The organism is Streptomyces sp. NPDC041968 (genome assembly GCF_055589025.1).
In genome coordinates, this window is sequence record NZ_JBVJCB010000018.1 from 17,051 (window position 1) to 37,240 (window position 20,190).

Sequence of the window (20,190 nt, forward strand, 5' to 3'; positions counted from 1 at the left end):
GAGCCTCCCGCCGCCGAAGCTGAAAGTATCTTTCCTGGATCGCCGTGCGGACTGAAACTTTCCTGTCAGTGCCGGGTCGTGTCAATGGGGCGGACGGAGCCGGGGACGCCGGACCCGCCCGGCGCGCGGCCGGACGGGTCACAGGACGGCGCGGACTCAGCGTGCGCGCACCCGGACGACGCGCAGGGCGGGCGACGCCCGGATGTCGCGCTCGCAGAAGCGGGACGTCACCCACCGCTCACCGGAGAACAGCCGGGTCTGGTCGGCGTGATGGGGCGAGGTGGGGTCGGCGGACTGGGAGTAGGTCAGGAGCGTCCGCGCCACCGGGCACCGGCTCCCGTCCCAGCCGACCGCCTGGATGTAGCTGGAGCCGGTGGTCACCTCGGTGTAGCCGCCGCCGGCCGGGTCCCAGACGGGCTCGATCTTGTTCCAGACGCCCAGCGACTCCGTGCCCCCGCCCACGGGGATGCGCTTGCCGCCCCGCACCACGAACTGGTGCTCACCCAGCCGGGCGCCGAGCGGGATGCCCGCCGCCCGCAGTTCGCCGACCGCGTCCGCGAGGGCGGTGGCGAAGCCGGGTGCGGAGGTGTCGAGGGTGTTCGGGGTGCGGACCGGGTCGTCGGGCGAGAACGGCACCTTCCACAACCGCCCGGCCGGCACCGTCCTCGTGAGGGCCCGCCAGAACCGGTCGAAGAGCAGCGCGCCCCGGCTCCCGGTGTCGACCGTGCGGTCCCAGCGGGCGAGGACATCGCAGGCCTCCCGCACGTCCACCGCTGTGCCCGCGCTGTTGGTCGCCGTGCCGCCGGGCAGCGCCGCGCAGGCCCGCGCCGCGTCGGCGGCGACCAGGTCACCGGCGGGCACGCGGTCGGCGAACTGCTGCCGCTGGAGGTCCCGTACGGTCAGCCCGCCCCGCCCGGCCATCGCCACCACGTCCTCGACCGCACCCCGCGTCCGCATCGAGCGCTGGGTGCCGATGGTGCCGAAGACGCGCTCGTAGCCGGTGAGCGGGCGGTCCGCGTTGGCCAGCCAGGCGCTGTCGTTGGAGTTCCCCGCGTACGGTGCGTCCTCGAGCGTCGGCATCCGGTCCGGACCGAAGATCCCCGGCTGTACGGCGTCCCGGTCCCGGCCCAAGGCGCAGTCGCCGCGCGACCCGTCGAGGACCGCCACCCCCGAGGACGGGTAGGTGACCTTGCCGAGCGGTGTGGAACAGCGCTCGGCCAGCTCGTCGGTGATGCGGGGGAGTACCTGTGACTGGGTGAACAGGGTGCGCCCCCGCGAGTCGGCGGCGATGGTGTTCACCCACGGCAGCCCCTGCGTGCGGCGCAGCGAGTCCAGTGCGTCGCCCGTGCCGCGGGCCCGGCCGAAGCCGAGCGCGGTGTCGGAGGCGCGCAGGTTGGCGGCGTTCGGGTCGTTGAGCGCGTAGGCGGTCGTCCCGGTCCACGGCAGGGGCAGCGAGGCGCCGAGCGAGGTCACCACCGGGCCGTACCGGGTCCACCACTGGGTCCGGGTCACCGGCGCGCCGTCCTTCACCGGGACGGTCACGGACCGTTGCGTCATGCTCTCGCGCCTGCCGTCCACCAGGTAGACCGTCGGGTCGGCCGGGTCCAGCGTCAGCTGGTGGAGGTTGAGCGGCACGCCCGTGGCGACGGTGTGGCTCCAGGCGACGTGCGCGTTGTGGCCTATGGACACCGTCGCGGAGCCGAGCAGGGAGCCGCCCGCCACGTCGAGCCGGCCCGGGATCGTCTGCTGTGACTGCCAGAAGCGGCGCCCGCCGTGCCACGGGTAGTGCGGGTTGCCGAGCAGCAGCCCGCGCCCGTTCGCCGTGGTGCGCCCGCTGAACGCGACCGCGTTGGAACCCATGTCGGCACCGTCGGCGGCGAACAGCTCCCGGGCGGCGCGCGCGAGAGCCTCGGCGTCGGGCGCGGGGGCCGCCGCGGTGCCCCCGGACGGCGGCCGGGCGGCCGTGATGCCGTCCACGGCCCGTCCCTGACCGCCGAGCACGGCGAGGGCGAAGCCGCGCACGGCCACGTCCAGTGAGGTCACCGGGCGCACCCAGGAGGCGCCCCGGCACGCCGGGTCGGTGATCCGGTTCTGCTCCAGCCAGGCGTTGTAGCCCGCCGCGAAGCCCTGCATCAGCTCCTCGGAGTCGCGGCTGGGACCGCGCGGCGCCGGCTCGGCGAGCAGCCGCTCCACCGTGCGCGACCGGCGCACCCCCTGGAAGTACAGGTCGCTGGCGAGGTTCGTGGTGGCCGACGAGAGCGAGAGGTCGGTCGCCGCGTCGGCGCCGAAGTGCCGTGAGCGTTCACCGCGCACGGTCACGAAACCGTCGGCCAGCGCGCACACCTGGTCCTCGGCCTGGGCCCAGCCCGTGCCGAAGCCGAGGTTCGCGTAGTCCTCGGCGACGATGTGCGGAATGCCGTACTCGGTGTAGCGGATGACGGCGGACAGCCCGCCGTGGGACGGACGCTCGTGCCGGCCGGCGGACTGTTCGTCCGCGGCGGCCCCGGGCAGCGTGGTCGCCGCGGTGAGCAGGGCGACGGCCGTGACGACGAGCCGTCTCAGGCGGGTGCGCATCGTGCCTCCCGACGTCTTTGGGGGAAGGGGCGGCTGAGCGTACCAGTCGGTATGTGCACGTGTCAGTGGCATGACATGAGCCATTCACGGAGCCGCCCGCACGTGTCTTGACCCGCCCCGCCCACCGGTCGAGGATCTTGTCATGACGCTGACGCCCGGACACGGCAGCACGGTCGACGGGGTACTGCGCCGCAGCGCCCGCCGCACCCCGGCCCGCGTCGCGGTCGAGTACCGCGACCGCTCCTGGACGTACGACGAACTCGACACCGCCGTCTCCCGCGCGGCGAGCGTCCTGGTGGCCCAGGGGGCGGCCCCCGGCGACCGGATCGGCGCCTACGGGCACAACTCCGACGCGTACCTGATCGCCTTCCTCGCCTGCGCCCGCGCGGGCCTGGTGCACGTCCCGGTCAACCAGAACCTGACCGGCGACGACCTCGCCTACCTCGTGACCCAGTCCGGCAGCACGCTGGTCCTCGCCGACCCGGACCTCACCGGCCGGCTCCCCGACGGAGTCCGCACGCTCCCGCTGCGCGACACGGACGACTCACTGCTCGCCCGGCTGGCCACGGCACCCGCGTACGACGGACCCGAACCGGGCGCCGAGGACCTGGTGCAGCTGCTCTACACCTCGGGCACCACCGCGTTGCCCAAGGGCGCGATGATGACCCACCGGGCGCTGGTGCACGAGTACCTGAGCGCCATCACCGCCCTCGACCTCGGCCCGGGCGACCGCCCGGTGCACGCGCTGCCCCTCTACCACTCGGCGCAGATGCACGTCTTCCTGCTGCCCTACCTCGCGATCGGCGCGACGAACATCGTCCTCGACGCGCCCGACGGCGACCGGATCCTCGACCTGGTCGAGAACGGCCGCGTGGACAGCCTGTTCGCGCCGCCCACCGTGTGGATCGGTCTCGCGGGCCGCGCCGACTTCGCCACCCGGGACCTCGGCGGCCTGCGCAAGGCCTACTACGGGGCGTCGATCATGCCCGTGCCCGTCCTGGAACGCCTGCGCGAGCGCCTCCCGGGACTCGCCTTCTACAACTGCTTCGGGCAGAGCGAGATCGGCCCCCTCGCCACCGTCCTCGGCCCGGACGAGCACGAGGGCCGCATGGACTCCTGCGGGCGCCCCGTCCTGTTCGTCGACGCGCGGGTGGTCGACGACGACGGCAAGGACGCGCCCGACGGCACACCCGGCGAAGTCGTCTACCGCTCACCGCAGTTGTGCGAGGGCTACTGGGACAAGCCCGAGGAGACCGAGGCCGCCTTCCGCGACGGCTGGTTCCACTCCGGCGACCTCGCGGTCCGGGACGCGGACGGCTACTTCACGATCGTCGACCGTGTGAAGGACGTCATCAACTCCGGTGGCGTGCTGGTCGCCTCCCGCCAGGTCGAGGACGCCCTCTACACCCACGAGGCGGTCGCCGAGGCCGCCGTGATCGGACTGCCCGACGAGCGGTGGATCGAGGCCGTCACGGCGGTCGTCGTCCCGCGCGGCGAGGTCACCGAGGACGAACTGATCGCCCACGCCCGCGGGAGGCTCACGGCCTTCAAGGCGCCCAAACGGGTGTTGTTCGTGGACGCGCTGCCGCGCAACGCCAGCGGGAAGATCCTCAAGCGGGAGCTGCGGGACCGGTTCACCGGTCCGTGACCACACGGCCTGTCGGCGGTCGGACCCGATCGCTAGGCTGACCGCGGACGACGAGACCGGGAGGAGCACGGACGTGGCCGAGAGCACCACCCAACAGCGCCCGCTCATGGGCTGGGACAAGCCGGAGCTGGACCTCAGCAACGCGCAGTGGCAGTCCAGCAGCCGAGGCCTGGGGGATGTCCAGATCGCCTTCGTCGAGGGGTTCATCGCCATGCGGAACAGCGGCAGCCCGGAGAGCCCCTCCCTGATCTTCACCCCCGCGGAGTGGGGCGCGTTCGTGTCGGGAGCGCGTGAGGGCGAGTTCGACCTCACGTGAGACGCCTCCCCGGAGGCCGGGCCGGCGCCCGTCCGCCCGATCCGGGGGTGTTCCCCGCCTTTTTCCGGACACGCGAGCGCGAGCGCCCCCGCGGGGCCGAGGCCTGAGCGAGGCTGACGCCACAAGGGGGACGGTCGTACCCGGAGGTGAGGAACCCATGAGCACCACCCTGCCGGTCATCGCGGCGGTCGACGGCTCGGACGACAGCCTGCGCGCCCTGGACTGGGCATTCGACGCCGCCCACCGGCGCGAGGCACCCCTGCGGGTGGTGCACGTGCGTCAGTACGCCGCCTGGGCGCAGGCCGAGGTCCTGGTCGCGGGCCCACCGGACACCGGCGACGACCCGCTGCTCGACCAGGCCCGCGAGCACCTGCGGGGGCGGGCCTACGCGGTGGCGACGGAGTACGTCGGTATGGAGGGCGTGCCGGGTGCCGTGCTGCCGGAGCTGGGCGCGGACGCCCAACTGCTGGTGCTCGGCTCCCGGGGCCGCGGCGGCTTCGCCGGTCTGCTGCTCGGCTCCAACGGCATGGCCGCTGCCCGCGACGCCGAGTGCCCCGCCGTGGTCGTGCCCCGCCCCGGGCGCGAGGTGCACGGGGAGCCGCCCGCCGAACCCGGGCCCCGGGTGGTCGTCGGACTGCACGTGGACAGTCCCGACGACGCCACGCTCTCCTTCGCCTTCGCCGAGGCGGCGCTGCGTGGGGCCCGCCTCCAGGTGGTCGCCGCCTACCCGTGGCCGGTGCAGACCTGGGCCGCCGCCGGCCAGATGATGCCGCTGGTGATCGACGAGGTCTCCATCGAGAGCGAGACCCGGGTCCTGGCCGACGGCTTCCTCGCCCCCCACCGGGGACGCCACCCCGACGTCCGGGCCGATACGCACGTCGTGCCCGGCGACGCCGCCGGGCACCTCGTCGCCGCCTCCCGCGACGCCGACCTGGTCGTCGTCGGCCGGCACCGCCGGCGCCTGCTGGCCCCCGCCCGCATGATGGGCTCGGTCACCCACGCCGTCCTGCTGCACGCGGCCGCCCCGGTCGCGGTGGTGCCGCCGGCTCCCCCGGAGGAGTGAGGCGAGGCATGCGCGCACGACGGCGGGGCCGCACGGTCAGGTCGGGCGGCGCCCGCACTCCGTGCGGAGGGCGCGGCCACGTACCATGGCGGCATGTCGTTCCTCCGCCGCCGCAGCGCCACGCCCGCCGGGCCCGACTTCGACGTACTGGCCATGGACCCGGGCGACTGGCCCGGGAACCTCGGCGCCGGCCTCCTGCCCGCACCGGACGGCAGCTGCCAGGGCGTCTTCCTGCGCTACGACCTGTTCGGCGGACGCGGCCCCGCGATGATCATCGGCAACCTGCCGGCCGGCTCCCCGGCCCGCGAGGTCCCCGAGGGCGAGATCCCGTTCGAGGTGGCCCAGCTGCTGCTGGCCCTGGAGAACGAGGAGGAGGTGACGGTCGTCGGCGCCGAGGACGTCCCCGTGATGCAGGGCGACAACCTGCTCATCGTGCGCCGCCTCAAGCTCTCCGAGGGCCGGATCTCCTGCGTGCAGTTCGACCGCAGCGACGGCGTCCTGGTGACCATCGCGGCCTGGGACCGCCCCATCACCGACGACCTGTACGCCCTGCTGAAGCCGCTCCCGGCGGAGCTCTTCCAGCAGGGCTGACCCGGCGGCTACCGCACGGTCGCGAGCGTGACGTCGGCGGCGCGCACGTACGCGACCCGGTGGCCGTACTGGATCTCGTAGTACAGGTCCTCACCCACGACCACCCGGTGCGAGGCCTCGTCGAAGGTCACCGCGTAGTAGTACTCGCCGGGCACCTTCCCGCCGGTCACGTACCTCTGCCCCGCGAGCAGCCGGTACGGCAGCGGCGACACGGCCTGGGCGGGCACGTCCGCCGGGTAGGCGGCCTTCTCCGGGTACGCGCGCCCGTACACCGGCACGCTCTCCAGACCCTCCCTCGGGGTGATCACCCGGCCCGAGGCGGGCACCGCCGCCGGGTTCTTCCGCGGGTCGTGGAACCAGGCCTTCTGGCCCAGGTACCAGATGGCGGTCCAGTCGCCCCACCGGTCGGCGACCGCGTACTGCTGACCCGTCGAGACCCGGGAGGACAGGTCGTTCACCCCGGTCGTGGGGGTGGTGCCGAGGCCGATGTCCCTGATCAGCGGCGCGTTCACGTCGTGGTCGGAGTACAGCCGCACCGCGCTGGAGCCGTGCGCCGCGCAGGGCTCGCCCCGCGTCTCGCAGCCGGTGTACGCGGGCCGGTTGGCGGCGTAGTCGGGGCGGATCGTCACCATGCCGGACTTCTTGCCGGCCGTCGGCTCGAAGGGGCGGCCCAGCAGCTCGAAGTAGTGCCGCCAGTCCCAGTACGGGCCGGGGTCGGTGTGCATGCCCGGGATCGTCGCCGTGGTGGTGCCGGGGACGTTGTCGTGGCCGAGGATGTGCTGCCGGTCCAGCGGGATGTCGTACTTCTTGGCCAGGTACTTCACCAGCCGTGCCGACGAGCGGTACATCGCCTCCGTGTACCAGGCGTCCGGCTCCGCCAGGAAGCCCTCGTGCTCCAGGCCGATCGACTTCGCGTTGACGTACCAGTTGCCCGCGTGCCAGGCCACGTCCTTCGCCTTCACGTGCTGGGCGATGTGGCCGTCGGTGGAGCGCAGGCTGTAGTTCCAGGACACGTAGGTCGGGTCCTGGACCATGTCGAGGACTCCGTCCCAGGCGCCCTCCGTGTCGTGCACGACGATGTACCGGATGCGCTGGGCGGCGGGCCGGTTCCCCAGGTCGTGGTTGCCGTAGTCGCCGTCGCCGAACTCCTCGTACGGGGCCGGGATCCATTCGCAGGAGACCGTCCTCGGGCACTCGGTGCCCGCGGCCGAGGCGGTGCGCAGTCCCACGCGTCCCAGCTGTGAGACATCGGGCGCCACGTCGGGCCGGGCCGCCAGGGCGACCCGCTGCCCGGCGTCCGTGGTCCGCCGCCCACCCTCGCGGATCACCTCGAACACGTCGTTCGCGTAAGCGGCCGCCGTCGCGGAGTCCTCGGCCCCCGAGAAGCGGGCCACCGCCCCGTACCAGTCCGCCGGGTCCGCGCTGAGCGGCTCGCCCAGGTCCCGCTGGGCGGCGGCGAGCAGTGCGGCGCCGCCGGACACGTTCGCGGCCGCGTCGGTGCGCAGCGCCTCGGGACTCAGACCGGTCAGCTCGGCCGCCCGTGGCAGCGTGGACAGCCGGGCCGGCGGGTCGGCGGGTGGCCGGGCCGGTCCCGGGCGCAGCGGCGCCCGGGCGTCGTCGCCGCGGGGATCCTCGGTGCCCTCGCTGTGGTGCGAGGCCCCGGCCAGGGCCGTACGCGCGTCGGTGAGGTGCAGCGGGCCGTAGCCGCCGGTCACACTCGGTGCGCCCGCGTGCGCGTCCCAGCGGGACTGGAGGTAGGAGACGCCGAGCAGGACGCTCTGCGGCACGCGGTACTCCGCGGCCGCTACGGCGAAGGCCCGCTGCAGGCGGTCCTCCTGGGCGGGCGGCGCCACGGAGGGCCGGGCGGCGGACGGTGCCGCCCCGAGCAACGGCAGCAGCACTGCCGCCGCGGCCAGGACGGGCACGACGGGGGATCTGCGCAAAGCGGCCTCCTGTGACGGGCGTGACGGGACGGACGGTGCGGGGCCGGGCGTGGGTCAGTCGTACCCGGCGGTCCGACGATCCGTCAATCATGCGTCCATCACGGCGATTGCCCACGTCAGCAGGGGGGCGGGCGAGTTTCGCGGCGGCGGACCACGGGCCTGGGCGGCGTCAGTGGCGTACACCAATGGCCGACGCGCACCACGGCACACAAAAATCCGCGGTGCGCTCCCGTCCCGGGCGCACCGCGGTTCGTCGTCCTTCCGTCAGCGTGTGCCGACCGCCGCGCGCACCGCCCGCCGGGCCATCTGGCAGTCGTCGTGCAGCCGGCGCAGCAGCAGCCGCTGCTCCTCGCCGGAGGGCGCGGCACCGGGCGGGACCGGTGCCGCCGGCGTGGTGTCCTGCAGGGAACGCTGCACGGCCGTCTCGTACGTACGGATCTCCCGGGTCAGCACCAGCATCAGGTTGACCAGGAACGCGTCGCGCGCGGCCGTCCCGCCCGACTGGGCGATCTGGCTGATCTGGCGGCGGACCACCGGGGCGTCGCCGAGGACGGCCCACAGGGTCGCCAGGTCGTAACCGGGCAGGTACCAGCCGGCGTGCTCCCAGTCCACCAGCACCGGACCGGCCGGTGACATCAGGACGTTGGAGAGCAGCGCGTCACCGTGGCAGAACTGGCCCATGCCCTGGCGGCCACCCGCTTGGGCGATGCCGTGCAGCAGCTTCTGCAGGTCACCCAAGTCCCGGTCGGTGAGCAGTCCCAGCTCGTGGTAGCGGGAGATCCGGTCGGCGTAGTCCAGTGGTGCGTCGAAGGTGCCGGCCGGTGGACGCCAGGCGTTGAGCCGGCAGATCGCGCCGAGCGCCGCCCTGATGTCCGCCCGCGGCGGAGCCTCCAGCGGATGCCGGTGCAGAGCCGCCACCCGCCCGGGCATCCGCTCGATCACCAGTGTGCAGTTGTCCGGATCCGCTGCGATCAGCCTCGGCACCCGCACCGGGGGGCGGTGCCGGACGAACGAGCGGTATGCCCCTATCTCGTGCCGGATGCGCTCCGCCCACGCGGGGGAGTGGTCCAGTAAACACTTGGCGACCGCGGTGCTGCGCCCGGTCGTACCGACCAGGAGCACGGAGCGCCCGCTGCGGCGCAGCACCTGCACCGGCGAGAACTCCGGACAGATCCGGTGCACGGAGGCGATCGCCGTGCGCAGTTGGGCCCCCTGGGGGCCGGACAGGTCGATTCTCCCGCTGAGCGGCTGGGTGCCGGGGCCCGCGCCGCGCCGCGCCCTGCCCGCCCCGAGCACCGGGGCCGCCGGACGAGCGGGGGCGAGATAGGGGCCGCCGCCCGCCGCCGGACGGGGGTGCAGCGAGCGCTGCGGGGCGGACACGGAGGACGATGCTGCGTACATGATCGAGACAGATCCCTTCGTGTGCCTGCTGTGCCTGTCTGAAGAGCGGTGCCCGACCGATCGTGCGGAAGGGCCGCCTTCTGGAAGCCGTCGCGCCGTCCGACCGGCTGCCGGGGACCACCCTGGGGAGTAACCCCACGGCAACCGGGTCGGGGTGGCGCATTCCTACCTGACACCCGTCCGCCCCTGGCACACCATCTGGCGCACCCTGGCGAACGGTGGCGAATAGTCGCCCGGCAACCCGCACGGGGCTACTGTCAACTCAGCCGAGAACCTGGGGGCTTGACGTGAACAAGGAACCCAACACCCGTCTGTCGGACCTGTTCGGCCTGGCCGGCTGGTCCAAGGGGGAACTCGCGAGGCTGGTCAACCGGCAGGCGGCGGCCATGGGCCACCCGCAGCTGGCGACCGACACCTCGCGGGTGCGGCGGTGGATCGACATGGGAGAGATCCCGCGCGATCCGGTGCCGCGGGTGCTGGCGGTCCTGTTCACCGAGCGTCTCGGCCGTGTCGTGACCATCGAGGACCTCGGTCTGGTTCGGCACGGGCGCGCGGGGAAACGGCAGGACGGCGGGAGCGAGGAACATCCCGACGGAGTGCCGTGGGCGCCCGAGCGGACCGCGGCGGTCCTCACCGAATTCACGGGAATGGACCTCATGCTCAACCGACGCGGCTTGGTGGGCGCGGGCGCCGCGCTCGCCGCGGGCTCCGCACTCAGCAGCGCCATGCACGACTGGCTGCACACCGACCCGGCCCTGGCTGCCGACGCTCCCCACCCCCGCCGACCCCCGCACGCCGACCCCGCCGGGTTCGACCGGTACGAGGCCGCCCCCATCGGGTCGCAGGAGGTGGAGGAACTGGAGCGCTCGGTCGAGGTGTTCCGCGCCTGGGACGCCGCCCGGGGCGGCGGACTCCAGCGCAAGGCCGTGGTGGGCCAGCTCAACGAGGTGGGGGGCATGCTCTCCTACCACCACCCACCCCATCTCCAGCGCCGCCTGTGGGGCGTCGCCGCCAATCTCGCGGTCCTCGCGGGCTGGATGTCGCACGACGTCGGCCTGGAACCCACGGCGCAGAAGTACTTCGTCATCGCCGCCCATGCCGCGCGCGAGGGCGGCGACCGGCCCCGGGCCGGCGAGGCGCTCTCCCGGGCCGCCCGTCAGATGGTGCACCTGGGCCGGCCCGACGACGCGCTCGACCTGATGAAGCTGGCCGAGTCGGGCTCCGGCGAGGAGGTGCTGCCGCGTACCCGGGCCATGCTCTACACCATCGAGGCCTGGGCGCAGGCCTCCATGGGCAAGGGCCAGGCGATGCGCCGCACCCTGGGCCGGGCCGAGGACCTCTTCGTCTCGGACAAGGCGGACGTGCCGCCGCCGGACTGGATGCAGACGTTCAAGGAGGAGGATCTGTACGGCATGCAGGCCCTGGCCTACCGGACGCTCGCCGAGTTCGAACCGGGCGCCGCCGCGCACGCCCAGCACTACGCCGAGAAGGCGCTGGCCCTCAGGATCGACGGCCGGCAGCGGTCGAAGATCTTCGACTACCTCTCCATGGCCTCCGCCTGCTTCATCGCCGACGACCCCGAACAGGCGGACCGGTACGCGCGACTGGCCCTGGTGTCCATGGGCACCAACTCCTCCCAGCGGACCTGGGACCGGCTGCGTCAGATGTACCGGCTGACCGCGGAGTACGCCGGCTTCCCGAAGATCCAGGAGCTGCGCGAGGAGATCGAACTGGCGCTGCCCAAGGGGAAGTCGTCGAGGGCCAGGGGGAGGAGCGGCGACATCGCGCGGGCGTAGCGCCCGCCGTGTGGTGACCGCGTCGCTCAGCCGTGCTCCCTAGTCCGTCACCCGGGCGACCAGCACGCAGGTGTCACCCAGGCTGCCGGACGCGGCGGTCGCGGCGAGTACCTCCGTCACGATCCGTACGCCGTCCTGGGCGGAACGCACCCCTGCCAGACGGGGGGTCAGCGCGAGGAGGCGATGCTCGTCCTCCTCGGCGAGTCCGCCGGTGTGCAGGAGGACCAGGTCGCCGGCGCGGAGGGGCACCGCATGCCGCTCGGCTGTCGCCCGCGCCGTCCCGTCGCGGACCAGCAGGGGGGTGGCTCGGCCGGTGTGCGCCCAGGTCAGGGTGCGGGTCCCGGGCCGGTATCCGCAGAACAGGGCGTCGCGCACGGGGGGCAGGGCGCCGCGGTCGAGCAACCGGTCGAGGAGGTCCGGCAGGTGGGCGGGCTGCGAGCCGGCCATCGACAGGCCGCGCAGCGCGCTGATGACCATCGCCGGGGCCTGGGCCCCGGCGATGTCCGGCCCGGCGAGTGCGCCGACGCTGAGCAGGGTGTCGTCGCCGGTGAGCGTGCACGCGTCGTACCAGGCGCCGCCCCGGGGTGCGTTGGCGCGGGACGGCAGGTACCCGGCGGCCAGGTCCAGGCCGGGCCGGCCCTCGCGCGGGAACCGCAGGATGCCGTGCCAGGGTGGCAGCACGGCGTCCCGCGGTTCGACCGCGGCCCGTGGCTCACCGTCCGCCGGCAGGGGACGGTGCCGGAGCGAGTCACGGGTCTCGCTCACCGCCCGCTGACTGCGGCGCAGCTCGCTGACGTCGCGCAGCACCGCCCACATCGAGGCGGTGCTGCCGTCGGCGTCGAGCACGGGCTCGCCCATCATGTGCACGGTGCGTGCGGTGCCGTCGGGCCGCACCACGCGGAACTCGCCGTCGATGGGCCGGCCGTCGACGAGGCAACCGGTGACCATGGCGGTCAGTTTCGGCCGGTCGTCGGCGACCACCAGGGAAGGGAGTTCGTCGAGACTGAGTGGAGCGGTCGCCGGATCGCGGCCGAAGATCTGGAAGAGTTCCCCGGACCACTCGGCCTCGTCGGTCAGCAGGTTCCACTCCGCGCTGCCGACCCGGCTGAGCAGGGAGCCGGGCCGGGGGGCGGGCGCCGGGCCGTCCCGCAGTTGCGCCAGGTGCTCGTCCAGATCGCTGAGCTGGTGCAGCGCCAGGTCGTACAGGGCGCGTTGCCAGCGTCCGCGCGGGTCCGTCCCGTCGCCCCGGCTGTCCCGCCGTACCGCGTCCACGTCGCCCCGGAGCCGCCGCGTCAGCGATATCAGGGCTTCCACCGAGCCGCGTCCTGATGGCTGGGCGGCTGGATGGTCCGCGGAGAGAGGGGACGACATGACGCACTCCGATGTGCAGACGGTACGACCAAGGCGGGACCGAGGCTGGCGGAAGGACCGTTACGACTGTTGCACAGCCCGCGACGCCCCGTAAGGGATTCGGCGACACACGATACGGTGGTGCTTCAGGCATATGCCACGGTCTTCCCGGAGCGACTTCGGCACGTCGGCGGGGTAGGCGAGCGGAGGCTCAAGTCGTAGAAGCCCTACGGAACTTGACGGGCCTCGGCAGGTGGTGGAGTCGTCGCCCTGATGTTCGGTGAACCCGTGTTCTAGGACGGGTCGTACAGGACCGGGCGGGGTGCCAGGACGACAGGGGTGCGCGCGCCCGTCTCCAGGGAGCGCGCACCGGCCTCGGCGGCCACGGAAGCGGCGTACCCGTCCCAGGCGTCCGGGCCGGTGACCCGCCCCCGCCGGGTGGCGTCGACCCAGGCCTGCACCTGGCGGTCGTAGGCGTCCGCGAACCGTACGAGGTAGTCCTGCGGCACCTCCTCACGAGCGGCGCCGGCGGCCGTCACCAGCATGCCGTGCGCCTCCCCGATCCGGGCGCTGCCCGACTCGCAGACGGCCTCGCAGCGCACCTCGTAGCCGAAGCCGCAGTTGACGAAGATCTCCACGTCGACCAGGGCGCCCCGCTCGGTCTCGAAGAGCACGAACTGCGGGTCGAGGAGTCCCGTGGGCGCGCCCGGCGAGGGACGCGGCCGGAGCACGGAGACCGCGGTCAGTTCCTGACCGAGCAGCCAGCGGGCCGCGTCGATCTCGTGCGAGACGGAGCTGGTGACCAGCATCGCGGACGTGAAGTGCGGCGGGGAGGACACGTTGCGGTGGACGCAGTGCAGCATCAGGGGTCGGCCCAGCCGCCCGCCGTCCAGCAGCGACTTCAGCTGCCGGTACTCGGTGTCGTAGCGCCGCATGAAGCCGATCTGCGCCAGCCGCCGGCCCCCTCGCGCCTCCGCCTCCACCACCCTCAGCGCGCCCGCGGGGTCCGGCACCATCGGCTTCTCGCACAGCACCGGCAGCCCGCGGGCGAAGGCGGCCAGCAAAGCCTCCTCGTGCGCCTCGCCGGGCGAGGCGATCAGGACGGCCTCGACGCCCGGTGCGTCCAGTGCGGCCTGCGCGGTGGTGTGCACGGCCACGCCGTCCATCCCGGCGACGGCCTCCTTCGCCCGGTCGGCGTCGGGGTCGGCCACCGCGGCGACCCTGGCGCCGCTCACCACCCGGTCGAGGCGTCGTACGTGGTCGGCGCCCATGTGCCCGGCGCCCAGGACCGCCACACCCAGAAGTTCGCTCACGCTCCGTCGACTCCCTCCCCGTCCGCCGCGTACCCGCGAGGGCGGACACGTGTCCGGCGGACAGGGTTTCATGGTCGTCAAGAGGAGCGGGTCCCCCGGGTACGGCGGGTCAGTACCGCAGCACCCCCGCGATGCCCTCCGCCTCCCCGAGCGCGCCGTCCGGTACGAAGCGGACCTCGGCGCCGGTCTCCAGACACTGCTCGACGATCTCGTCCACGATGTCCTCGCGGGCGTCGAGGTCGCCGTTGTCCGCGGGGAGCAGGTGCTCCCCGTCGTCGCGCATCGTCACCTTGAAGTTCTCCTCGACGGCCAGCAGCCGGACCCGGCCGGTGTGCGCGCTCTCCCACAGCTCGTCCACGCCGGCGGCGAAGTCCTTGCGCCCGCGGGCCGCCTCCAGCTCCCTGGCCACCGCCTCGACGTAACCGTGCGCCTCGTCCTCCAGGACCGGCTGCACCGCCTGCCGCACGGCCTCGGCCGTGCCGTGCGCGAGCCCCCCGTGCGGCACGAGCACCGCCTCCCGCACGGTGCTCCCGGTCTCCTCCAGCAGGGACAGCGCGGGCTGCGGACCGGTGATGTACAGCGGCCGGGGATGCGCGCGCAGGACCCTGCCCATCGCGGCGTCGGCGTCGCGCAGGAACCGGCGGGTGGTCTCGTCGCGGAAGGTGCTCGGCGAGTCGCCGATCCGCTCCTGGCGTTCGGGGTCGAAGTCCAGCGGCGGCCGGTCCATCGGGAAGCCGCCGGTGCGGTCCTCGACGACCCGGTCCGCACCGCCGCTCCACAGCGTGACGCGGTCGGCCGCGACCGAGAGCACCCAGAACGGCCGTTCGGCGGCCTGCGCGGCCACCAGGTTGCGGGTCAGGAACGTGTCCGAGAGGACCACGCGCTCCGGGACGGAACGGGCGAGCGTCCAGACCTGGTGCTCGCCCGGAGCGGCGAAGATCGCCAGGCCGTCCTCGGCATGGGTCAGATCGACTTCGGCGAGGGCCCGGTCCAGTTCCCGGGACACCTCCATGCGCCGTTCGCGGGTGACCGCCGGATCGTCCTCCAACTGCTTCTTGGCCTCGGCGACCGCGTTGCGCAGCCGGACGGAATCCTGGGCGTTGTCCGGTTCACGGCGGTGGGTCGGCGTCAGCACGGACACGGCCGGGTACGGGCGGGGGCGCCGTAGCTCGGCGAGGGTGGCGGGACTCAGATCGTGCTCCATGACAGCACGATAGGACCGATGGACGTATCGGGCATTCGGGGGCGATCCATGTCGACCCGTGCCGGGCTCGCGTCCGGTGGCGCCACCGGACGCGGCCGGCTCAGTCGTCCTCGCTCCGGGGGGTCTCGGAGCCGCAGGAGCTGCCGTCGGCCGGCAGGGAACCGTACAGGAGGAAGTCGTCGACCTTGCGGTGCACGCACTCGGAGGAGGCGTAGCCGGTGTGCCCCTCGCCCTTGTTGTCGAGGACCACGGCCGGCGCCCCGAGCCGCTCGGCGGTCTCCACGGTCCAGCGGTACGGCGTGGCCGGGTCGCCCCGGGTGCCCACGAGCAGCATCCTGGCCGTCTTGAGGTCCTTCACGTCGTCCCGGATGTAGTCGGTGCCCTTGGGGCGGCCGTGGCACATCAGCACCTGGGTGAGGCGGTAGCGGCCGAAGACGGGCGAGGCCTCCTCGTACCGTGCGCGCAGCCGGCCCAGGGACCCGGCGACCTGCTCGGCGGTGGGGCGGTCGGGATCGTCCGCGCAGTTGATCGCCATGAGGGCGGCCGGCAGGTTGTCCATGGGGACGTCCTCCTGGTCGGTGAGACCGCCGCCGGCCCGCTCCCGGCCCCGCGCCGGTTCCGGAGCCCGGACCGGGAAGGTGACACCACCGGACACGAAACCCTCCAGGCCGCGGGTGTCGCCGTCCTCCATGAGCTGGGCGAGCGCCCGCTGCAAGGAGGGCCACAACTCCTCGCTGTACAGCGCCTGACCGACGGCACCGACCATGTCCTGGCCGGAGAAGGGCTCGCCGAAGCCCGTCGGGACGGGGTCCGCGTCGAGCGAGGCGATGACCTGTTCGACCTGGCGGCGGGCGTCCCGGGCGTCCTGCCCGAACGGGCACGCGATGTCCTGCACGCACCAGTCGAGGAAGTTCTCCAGCGCCGTCTGCTGTCCCCGCGCGCCGGCCAGTCCCTGCTCGGTCAGCGGTTCCGTCAGGGTGTCGACGCCGTCGAGCACCACCCGGCCGACCTTGTCCGGGAACTGGGCGGCGTAGACCGCGCCCAGCCGGGTCCCGTAGGAGAAGCCCAGGTAGTTGAGCCGGTCGTCGCCGAGTGCCCGGCGCATGACGTCCAGGTCCCGCGCCGCGTCGACCGTGCCTATGTGCCGCAGTACGGGACCGGAGTGCTTCGCGCACTCGGCGGCCGCGTCCCGCAGGCGTCTGAGCACGTCCTCGGGGTCGGTGAGCGTCTTGTTCCCGTCCGTCGCCTCGATGATGTCCACCGTGGCCGGCCCGCAGGTCACCGGGGAGGAGCGGCCGACGCCGCGGGGGTCGAAGGTCACCACGTCGTAGTCGTTGGTCAGGTGCATGAACTCCTTGCCACCACCACTGGCGAGTTCACTGACGCCCGAGCCGCCCGGCCCGCCGAAGTTGAGCAGGACCGAGCCGCGCGGGTGGTCGGTCGTCGCCGGGTAGCGGGCGAGGGCCAGGTCGAGCGTCTGCGCCTCGGGCCGGTCGTAGTCCAGGGGGACGGTGACCTTTCCGCACTGCAGATCCTTCGGGACGTCCATGCCCTCGCACGCCGACCAGGTGATCTTCTGGTCGTGGAACCGGGCGGGGCCGGGTTCGGCGTCGTCCGCGGTCGCCGTCGCGGCGGGCAGCCCGGCGCCCAGCAGGGCCAGCCCGAGCGCTCCGGTGACCGCGCGGCGCCGGGCCGTGGGCCGATTCGACAGCTTGACCTGCATCGATGCCTCCCGGGCGCCCCGTCGCGGACCGGTGGTCGACGCCCTCGATCACCATAAACGGGGCCCCGGCACCTCGCCTCCGGGCGATGCCGCCGGTGCGCCGGGCGTCGCGGCGGGCGTGCGGACGCTTTGCCGCTCGTTCGATGAAACGGCCACTCGATGGGGTGAAAGGCCTATAAGCCATAACTCGGATGGTGCGTCCGCGTTTTACCCGGTGCGGGCGAGTGCCCGTGACCATGTCTGGAAGGCAGGGAACCTCATGAGAAGGGTCACCCGAAACGGTGTGTTCGCCCTCGCCGCGTCCGGTGCGCTGGCGGTGACGCTGCCGACGCACGCCGCGTTCGCGTCCGGCGGCGCCGCCGCGGACGGTTCCGCGGTCGGCTCGCCCGGGCTGATCTCGGGCAACAGCGTCCAGCTTCCGGTGGACGTGCCGGTCAACGTGTGCGGCAACACCGTGAACGTGGTCGGGCTCCTGAACCCGGCCGCGGGCAACAGCTGCGCCAACGGTGACGGGGGCGGCACGGCCCGCCAGGGGGGCTCCGCGGGCGGTGGTGCGTCCGGCACCGTTGGCGGCGCGGTCGCCGAGGGCGCCGGGAAGGACTCCCCGGGCGTGCTCTCCGGCAACGGCGTGCAGCTCCCGGTCGACCTCCCGGTGAACGTGAGCGGCAACAGCGTCAACGTGGTCGGCATCGGCAACCCGGCCGTCGGCAACGAGTCGAGGAACACGCCCGGCGACCGCCCCGAGACCGACCGCCCCGACACCGAGCGGCCTCCCGCGGAACCCGAGCCCGAGCCGTCCGCGCCGGAGGAGGAGCGGGTCCCGCCGCAGCCGTCCCCGCACTCCGTCCCACCGCGGTCGTCGGCGTCCCTCGCCCACACCGGCGCGGACCAGACCCTGCCCGCACTCGCGGGTGGCGCCGCGCTGCTCCTGGGCGGAACCGTCCTCTACCGGCGTTTCCGCCCGCAGGCCGGGGGCTGACCCCCCGCGGACGGTGGTCCCGGGGCGCCACCGGGCAGGGCGCAGCCGGGACATGCCGCTCCGCGGGCGAACGCGTGCCGCCGGGCGGACGCGTAGTCGCGCGTCTCCGCCCGGCTCGGTGGCCTCGCTCCGGCCACCCTCCTCAGGTCGGCCCCGAAGGCCCTTCGTGGAAGCGGCGGTGCAGTGCGCGGATCTCCTCGGACAGTTCAGGCACCGGTCCCTCCACGATCACGTCGGGCGCCACTTCCTGCACCGGCAGCGCCCGCACCGGCGCGGCCGCGGCGCCCAGCTCGGCCAGCCAGCCCCCGAGCTGTTCCGACGAGGCGACGTACACGATGCGGCCGAGTCCCACCCAGCCGTGGGCGGCGGCGCACATCGGACAGTGCTCCCCGGACGTGTACACCGTGGCGGTGGCCCGCTCTTCGGGCGTGAGGTGCGCGGCGGCCCAGCGGGCGAGTGCGAACTCCGGGTGACGGGTGCGGTCGCCCGAGGCCACGCGATTGCGGTCCTCGGCCAGTACCGTGCCGTCCGCGCCGGCCAGGACCGACCCGAACGGCTCGTCACCGGCTTCCAGTGCCTCGGCCGCCAGCTCCACGCAACGGCGCAGGTGCGGCAGTTCGGCGTCCTCCACGGTCATGGCCCGGCTCCTCTCGGCGATGTGATCTTCACCTGGAGCCCCTTCTCACCCGGCGTCCGTCGCCCTGGCGTCCCGCGGAGCCGGACCTCAGCGGCGGGTGCGGCTGCGCGAGCGGTCCAGCGCGGCCACGCCGACCGCGGCCAGTCCGATCTGGATGAGCCACTCGACCCAGTCGACCCCGTCCGTGTCGGCCACGTCGAAGGCCGACGCGATCCCCGACCCGATGAGCGCGGCCGCGATGCCGACGAGGATCGTCCACAGGATCCCGATGCGCTGGCGGCCCGGGACGACGAGTCGACCCAGGATGCCGATGACGATCCCGATGACGATGGCACTGATGATTCCGTCGATCTCCATGTCCGCCCCTTCTTGTCAGATGTCAAGGCCCCCGCAGGAGTGCGTATGCCCTCTGCGGGCGGTCGCAGTCCGTCTCAGGGCCCGGGGCGCGCGCGGGCCGGTCCGCGGGGGCGGGCCGGCCCGTGCTGTTCCCTTCCGGTGCCGTCTAGGGCTTGCGCATGCTCTTCGCCGCCGTAGCGGCGCACACCGTCCCCAGGGCCAGGGTCAGGGCGCCGATGATGATGTTGTTCCAGATGACGCCGGCATCCGGGTTCGTACCCACGATCCACGGCGAGATGATCATCCAGATCCCCATCGCGCACATCGCCCCGCTGAGGCCGTACATGCGTTCCGGAGCGCGGGTGAATCCGAGGGCCAGCAGGCCGATGGCGATACCTATGATCAGGTTGTGGGCCACCAGTGCGGGCTGGCTCGTGGTGAAGTGGACTATCCACGGGGACACGGCACAGTACAGGCCGAGCAGGAACACCGGCCCGTCCACGAGTGCCACGTCGCGGCCGCCCAGCATGCGGTCGTAGCGTTGCTGCATCTCCGGTGCGTCGGGATGGCTGGTGATGTCACCTCGGGTGTGCGAGACGTTGGCCATGAGTCGTCTCCTTTGCCTTACCGGGCTCACGCGTCCGATGCGATGAGCGGTAGCGCCTCATATGTCCAGTGTGCTCTTATTTCGCCCTTATGTGTAGTCGTGGGCGGCGTGGGGCGAGGGGCGGACCGGACATGTCCACGTGGATCGCGGGCAGACGCCGTGCTGAGGGAGCACGAACGGACAGAGGGACAGCGGAGGTGGCCGCGGCTATGGGTGCGAAGGTGTTGGAGCGTTTTCCGGCGGGGTCGCCGCGCGGATCGTGGCCGGCGGAGGAGTACGCCGCGCGACGTCGGGACCAGGGTGAGGCCGCGACCGTCGTGATGGATCTGAAGTCGGACGCCTTCCTGGTGGTCGTTCCGGGGCGCGACGAGGACTGAACCAGGGCCGGAGACGGTGCGGTGCGGGCGTGGTGGCGCCCGCACCGCACGCATGTTTGGGGCCTCCTTCTCGCGTCCGCGCGACGGAGAGGCCCCTTGTGTCACGCCCGTGTGAAATCCGGTCCGCGATCCGAGACCGGGCCGTTTCCCGTTGACCCTCGTCGACGACGGCTGCCACGATCACCGCTATGACCACGCGACCGGACCTCACGCGGCGACGCCACGTCGACCTCGCGCGCGTCTCGAGCGCCGTCTGTCGCACCGCGGTCTGACCTCTCGCCGAGCCGCCGCTCGGACCCGGCGTCCGTGACCGCGGGCCCTTCCCGCGCCTG

18 protein-coding genes are annotated in these 20,190 nt (G+C 73.3%); 8 read left to right on the plus strand and 10 right to left on the minus strand.

Features of this window, described 5'->3' with window-relative positions:
- Window positions 1-156: 156 nt before the first annotated feature.
- Complete coding sequence (locus tag ACZ6EG_RS32185; RefSeq protein ID WP_469609954.1) at window positions 157-2,574, minus strand: penicillin acylase family protein; 2,418 nt, start codon at window positions 2,572-2,574, stop codon at window positions 157-159.
- 142 nt (window positions 2,575-2,716) lie between these two features.
- Between ACZ6EG_RS32185 and ACZ6EG_RS32190 the strand changes: the two genes are divergently transcribed.
- The 4 genes from ACZ6EG_RS32190 (at window position 2,717) to ACZ6EG_RS32205 (ending at window position 6,192) form a co-directional block, all read left to right on the plus strand.
- Complete coding sequence (locus ACZ6EG_RS32190) at window positions 2,717-4,222, plus strand: acyl-CoA synthetase (protein WP_469609956.1); 1,506 nt, start codon at window positions 2,717-2,719, stop codon at window positions 4,220-4,222.
- A gap of 73 nt (window positions 4,223-4,295) precedes the next feature.
- Window positions 4,296-4,538: a DUF397 domain-containing protein gene (locus tag ACZ6EG_RS32195; RefSeq protein ID WP_121751142.1), complete on the plus strand. Its 243-nt coding sequence runs from the start codon at window positions 4,296-4,298 to the stop codon at window positions 4,536-4,538.
- Window positions 4,539-4,695: 157 nt separating this feature from the next.
- Window positions 4,696-5,601: a universal stress protein gene (locus tag ACZ6EG_RS32200; RefSeq protein ID WP_391972663.1), complete on the plus strand. Its 906-nt coding sequence runs from the start codon at window positions 4,696-4,698 to the stop codon at window positions 5,599-5,601.
- 93 nt (window positions 5,602-5,694) lie between these two features.
- The gene (locus tag ACZ6EG_RS32205; RefSeq protein WP_356610708.1) at window positions 5,695-6,192 is read left to right on the plus strand and encodes a hypothetical protein; all 498 of its coding nucleotides are present in this window, start codon (window positions 5,695-5,697) and stop codon (window positions 6,190-6,192) included.
- An 8-nt stretch (window positions 6,193-6,200) separates the two neighbouring features.
- On the opposite strand, the gene ACZ6EG_RS32210 is transcribed toward ACZ6EG_RS32205, so the two are convergent.
- Window positions 6,201-8,135, minus strand: a complete 1,935-nt coding sequence (locus tag ACZ6EG_RS32210; RefSeq protein WP_469609961.1) for an N-acetylmuramoyl-L-alanine amidase — start codon at window positions 8,133-8,135, stop codon at window positions 6,201-6,203.
- 264 nt (window positions 8,136-8,399) lie between these two features.
- Window positions 8,400-9,536 carry an aminoglycoside phosphotransferase family protein gene (locus tag ACZ6EG_RS32215; protein ID WP_391972661.1) on the minus strand — a complete coding sequence of 379 codons (1,137 nt, stop codon included), beginning with the start codon at window positions 9,534-9,536 and terminating at the stop codon, window positions 8,400-8,402.
- 287 nt (window positions 9,537-9,823) lie between these two features.
- Here ACZ6EG_RS32215 and ACZ6EG_RS32220 point away from each other — a divergent pair, with 287 nt between their 5' ends.
- Window positions 9,824-11,332: a DNA-binding protein NsdB gene (locus tag ACZ6EG_RS32220; RefSeq protein ID WP_391972660.1), complete on the plus strand. Its 1,509-nt coding sequence runs from the start codon at window positions 9,824-9,826 to the stop codon at window positions 11,330-11,332.
- A gap of 39 nt (window positions 11,333-11,371) precedes the next feature.
- Here the strand turns inward: ACZ6EG_RS32220 and ACZ6EG_RS32225 are convergent, their stop codons facing one another.
- The 4 genes from ACZ6EG_RS32225 to ACZ6EG_RS32240 all read right to left on the minus strand — a co-directional run bounded on the left by ACZ6EG_RS32225 (window position 11,372) and on the right by ACZ6EG_RS32240 (window position 16,922).
- Window positions 11,372-12,703 carry a PAS domain-containing protein gene (locus ACZ6EG_RS32225; protein WP_391972659.1) on the minus strand — a complete coding sequence of 444 codons (1,332 nt, stop codon included), beginning with the start codon at window positions 12,701-12,703 and terminating at the stop codon, window positions 11,372-11,374.
- A gap of 272 nt (window positions 12,704-12,975) precedes the next feature.
- Window positions 12,976-13,995, minus strand: a complete 1,020-nt coding sequence (locus tag ACZ6EG_RS32230; RefSeq protein WP_391972658.1) for a Gfo/Idh/MocA family protein — start codon at window positions 13,993-13,995, stop codon at window positions 12,976-12,978.
- Between the two features lie 109 nt (window positions 13,996-14,104).
- Window positions 14,105-15,199, minus strand: a complete 1,095-nt coding sequence (locus tag ACZ6EG_RS32235; RefSeq protein WP_469609968.1) for a baeRF3 domain-containing protein — start codon at window positions 15,197-15,199, stop codon at window positions 14,105-14,107.
- A gap of 100 nt (window positions 15,200-15,299) precedes the next feature.
- Window positions 15,300-16,922 (minus strand): alpha/beta hydrolase, encoded by a 1,623-nt coding sequence (locus ACZ6EG_RS32240; RefSeq protein ID WP_391972656.1) that lies wholly within the window; start codon window positions 16,920-16,922, stop codon window positions 15,300-15,302.
- A gap of 259 nt (window positions 16,923-17,181) precedes the next feature.
- On the opposite strand from ACZ6EG_RS32240, the gene ACZ6EG_RS32245 reads away from it, so the two are divergent.
- Window positions 17,182-17,901: a chaplin gene (locus ACZ6EG_RS32245; protein WP_391972655.1), complete on the plus strand. Its 720-nt coding sequence runs from the start codon at window positions 17,182-17,184 to the stop codon at window positions 17,899-17,901.
- A 142-nt stretch (window positions 17,902-18,043) separates the two neighbouring features.
- On the opposite strand, the gene ACZ6EG_RS32250 is transcribed toward ACZ6EG_RS32245, so the two are convergent.
- The 3 genes from ACZ6EG_RS32250 to ACZ6EG_RS32260 form a co-directional block, all read right to left on the minus strand.
- Window positions 18,044-18,538 (minus strand): nucleoside deaminase, encoded by a 495-nt coding sequence (locus ACZ6EG_RS32250; protein ID WP_469609972.1) that lies wholly within the window; start codon window positions 18,536-18,538, stop codon window positions 18,044-18,046.
- An 87-nt stretch (window positions 18,539-18,625) separates the two neighbouring features.
- Window positions 18,626-18,895, minus strand: coding sequence for a GlsB/YeaQ/YmgE family stress response membrane protein (locus ACZ6EG_RS32255; RefSeq protein ID WP_053127102.1), 270 nt, complete (start codon window positions 18,893-18,895; stop codon window positions 18,626-18,628).
- Window positions 18,896-19,040: 145 nt separating this feature from the next.
- Window positions 19,041-19,481, minus strand: coding sequence for an SPW repeat protein (locus tag ACZ6EG_RS32260; RefSeq protein WP_383649646.1), 441 nt, complete (start codon window positions 19,479-19,481; stop codon window positions 19,041-19,043).
- Window positions 19,482-19,690: 209 nt separating this feature from the next.
- Between ACZ6EG_RS32260 and ACZ6EG_RS32265 the strand changes: the two genes are divergently transcribed.
- Both ACZ6EG_RS32265 and ACZ6EG_RS32270 read left to right on the plus strand, forming a co-directional pair.
- Window positions 19,691-19,858, plus strand: coding sequence for a hypothetical protein (locus ACZ6EG_RS32265; RefSeq protein ID WP_356610719.1), 168 nt, complete (start codon window positions 19,691-19,693; stop codon window positions 19,856-19,858).
- 188 nt (window positions 19,859-20,046) lie between these two features.
- On the plus strand, window positions 20,047-20,130 hold the full coding sequence (locus ACZ6EG_RS32270) for a putative leader peptide (protein WP_356610804.1): 84 nt from the start codon (window positions 20,047-20,049) through the stop codon (window positions 20,128-20,130).
- The last annotated feature ends 60 nt before the right edge of the window (window positions 20,131-20,190 follow it).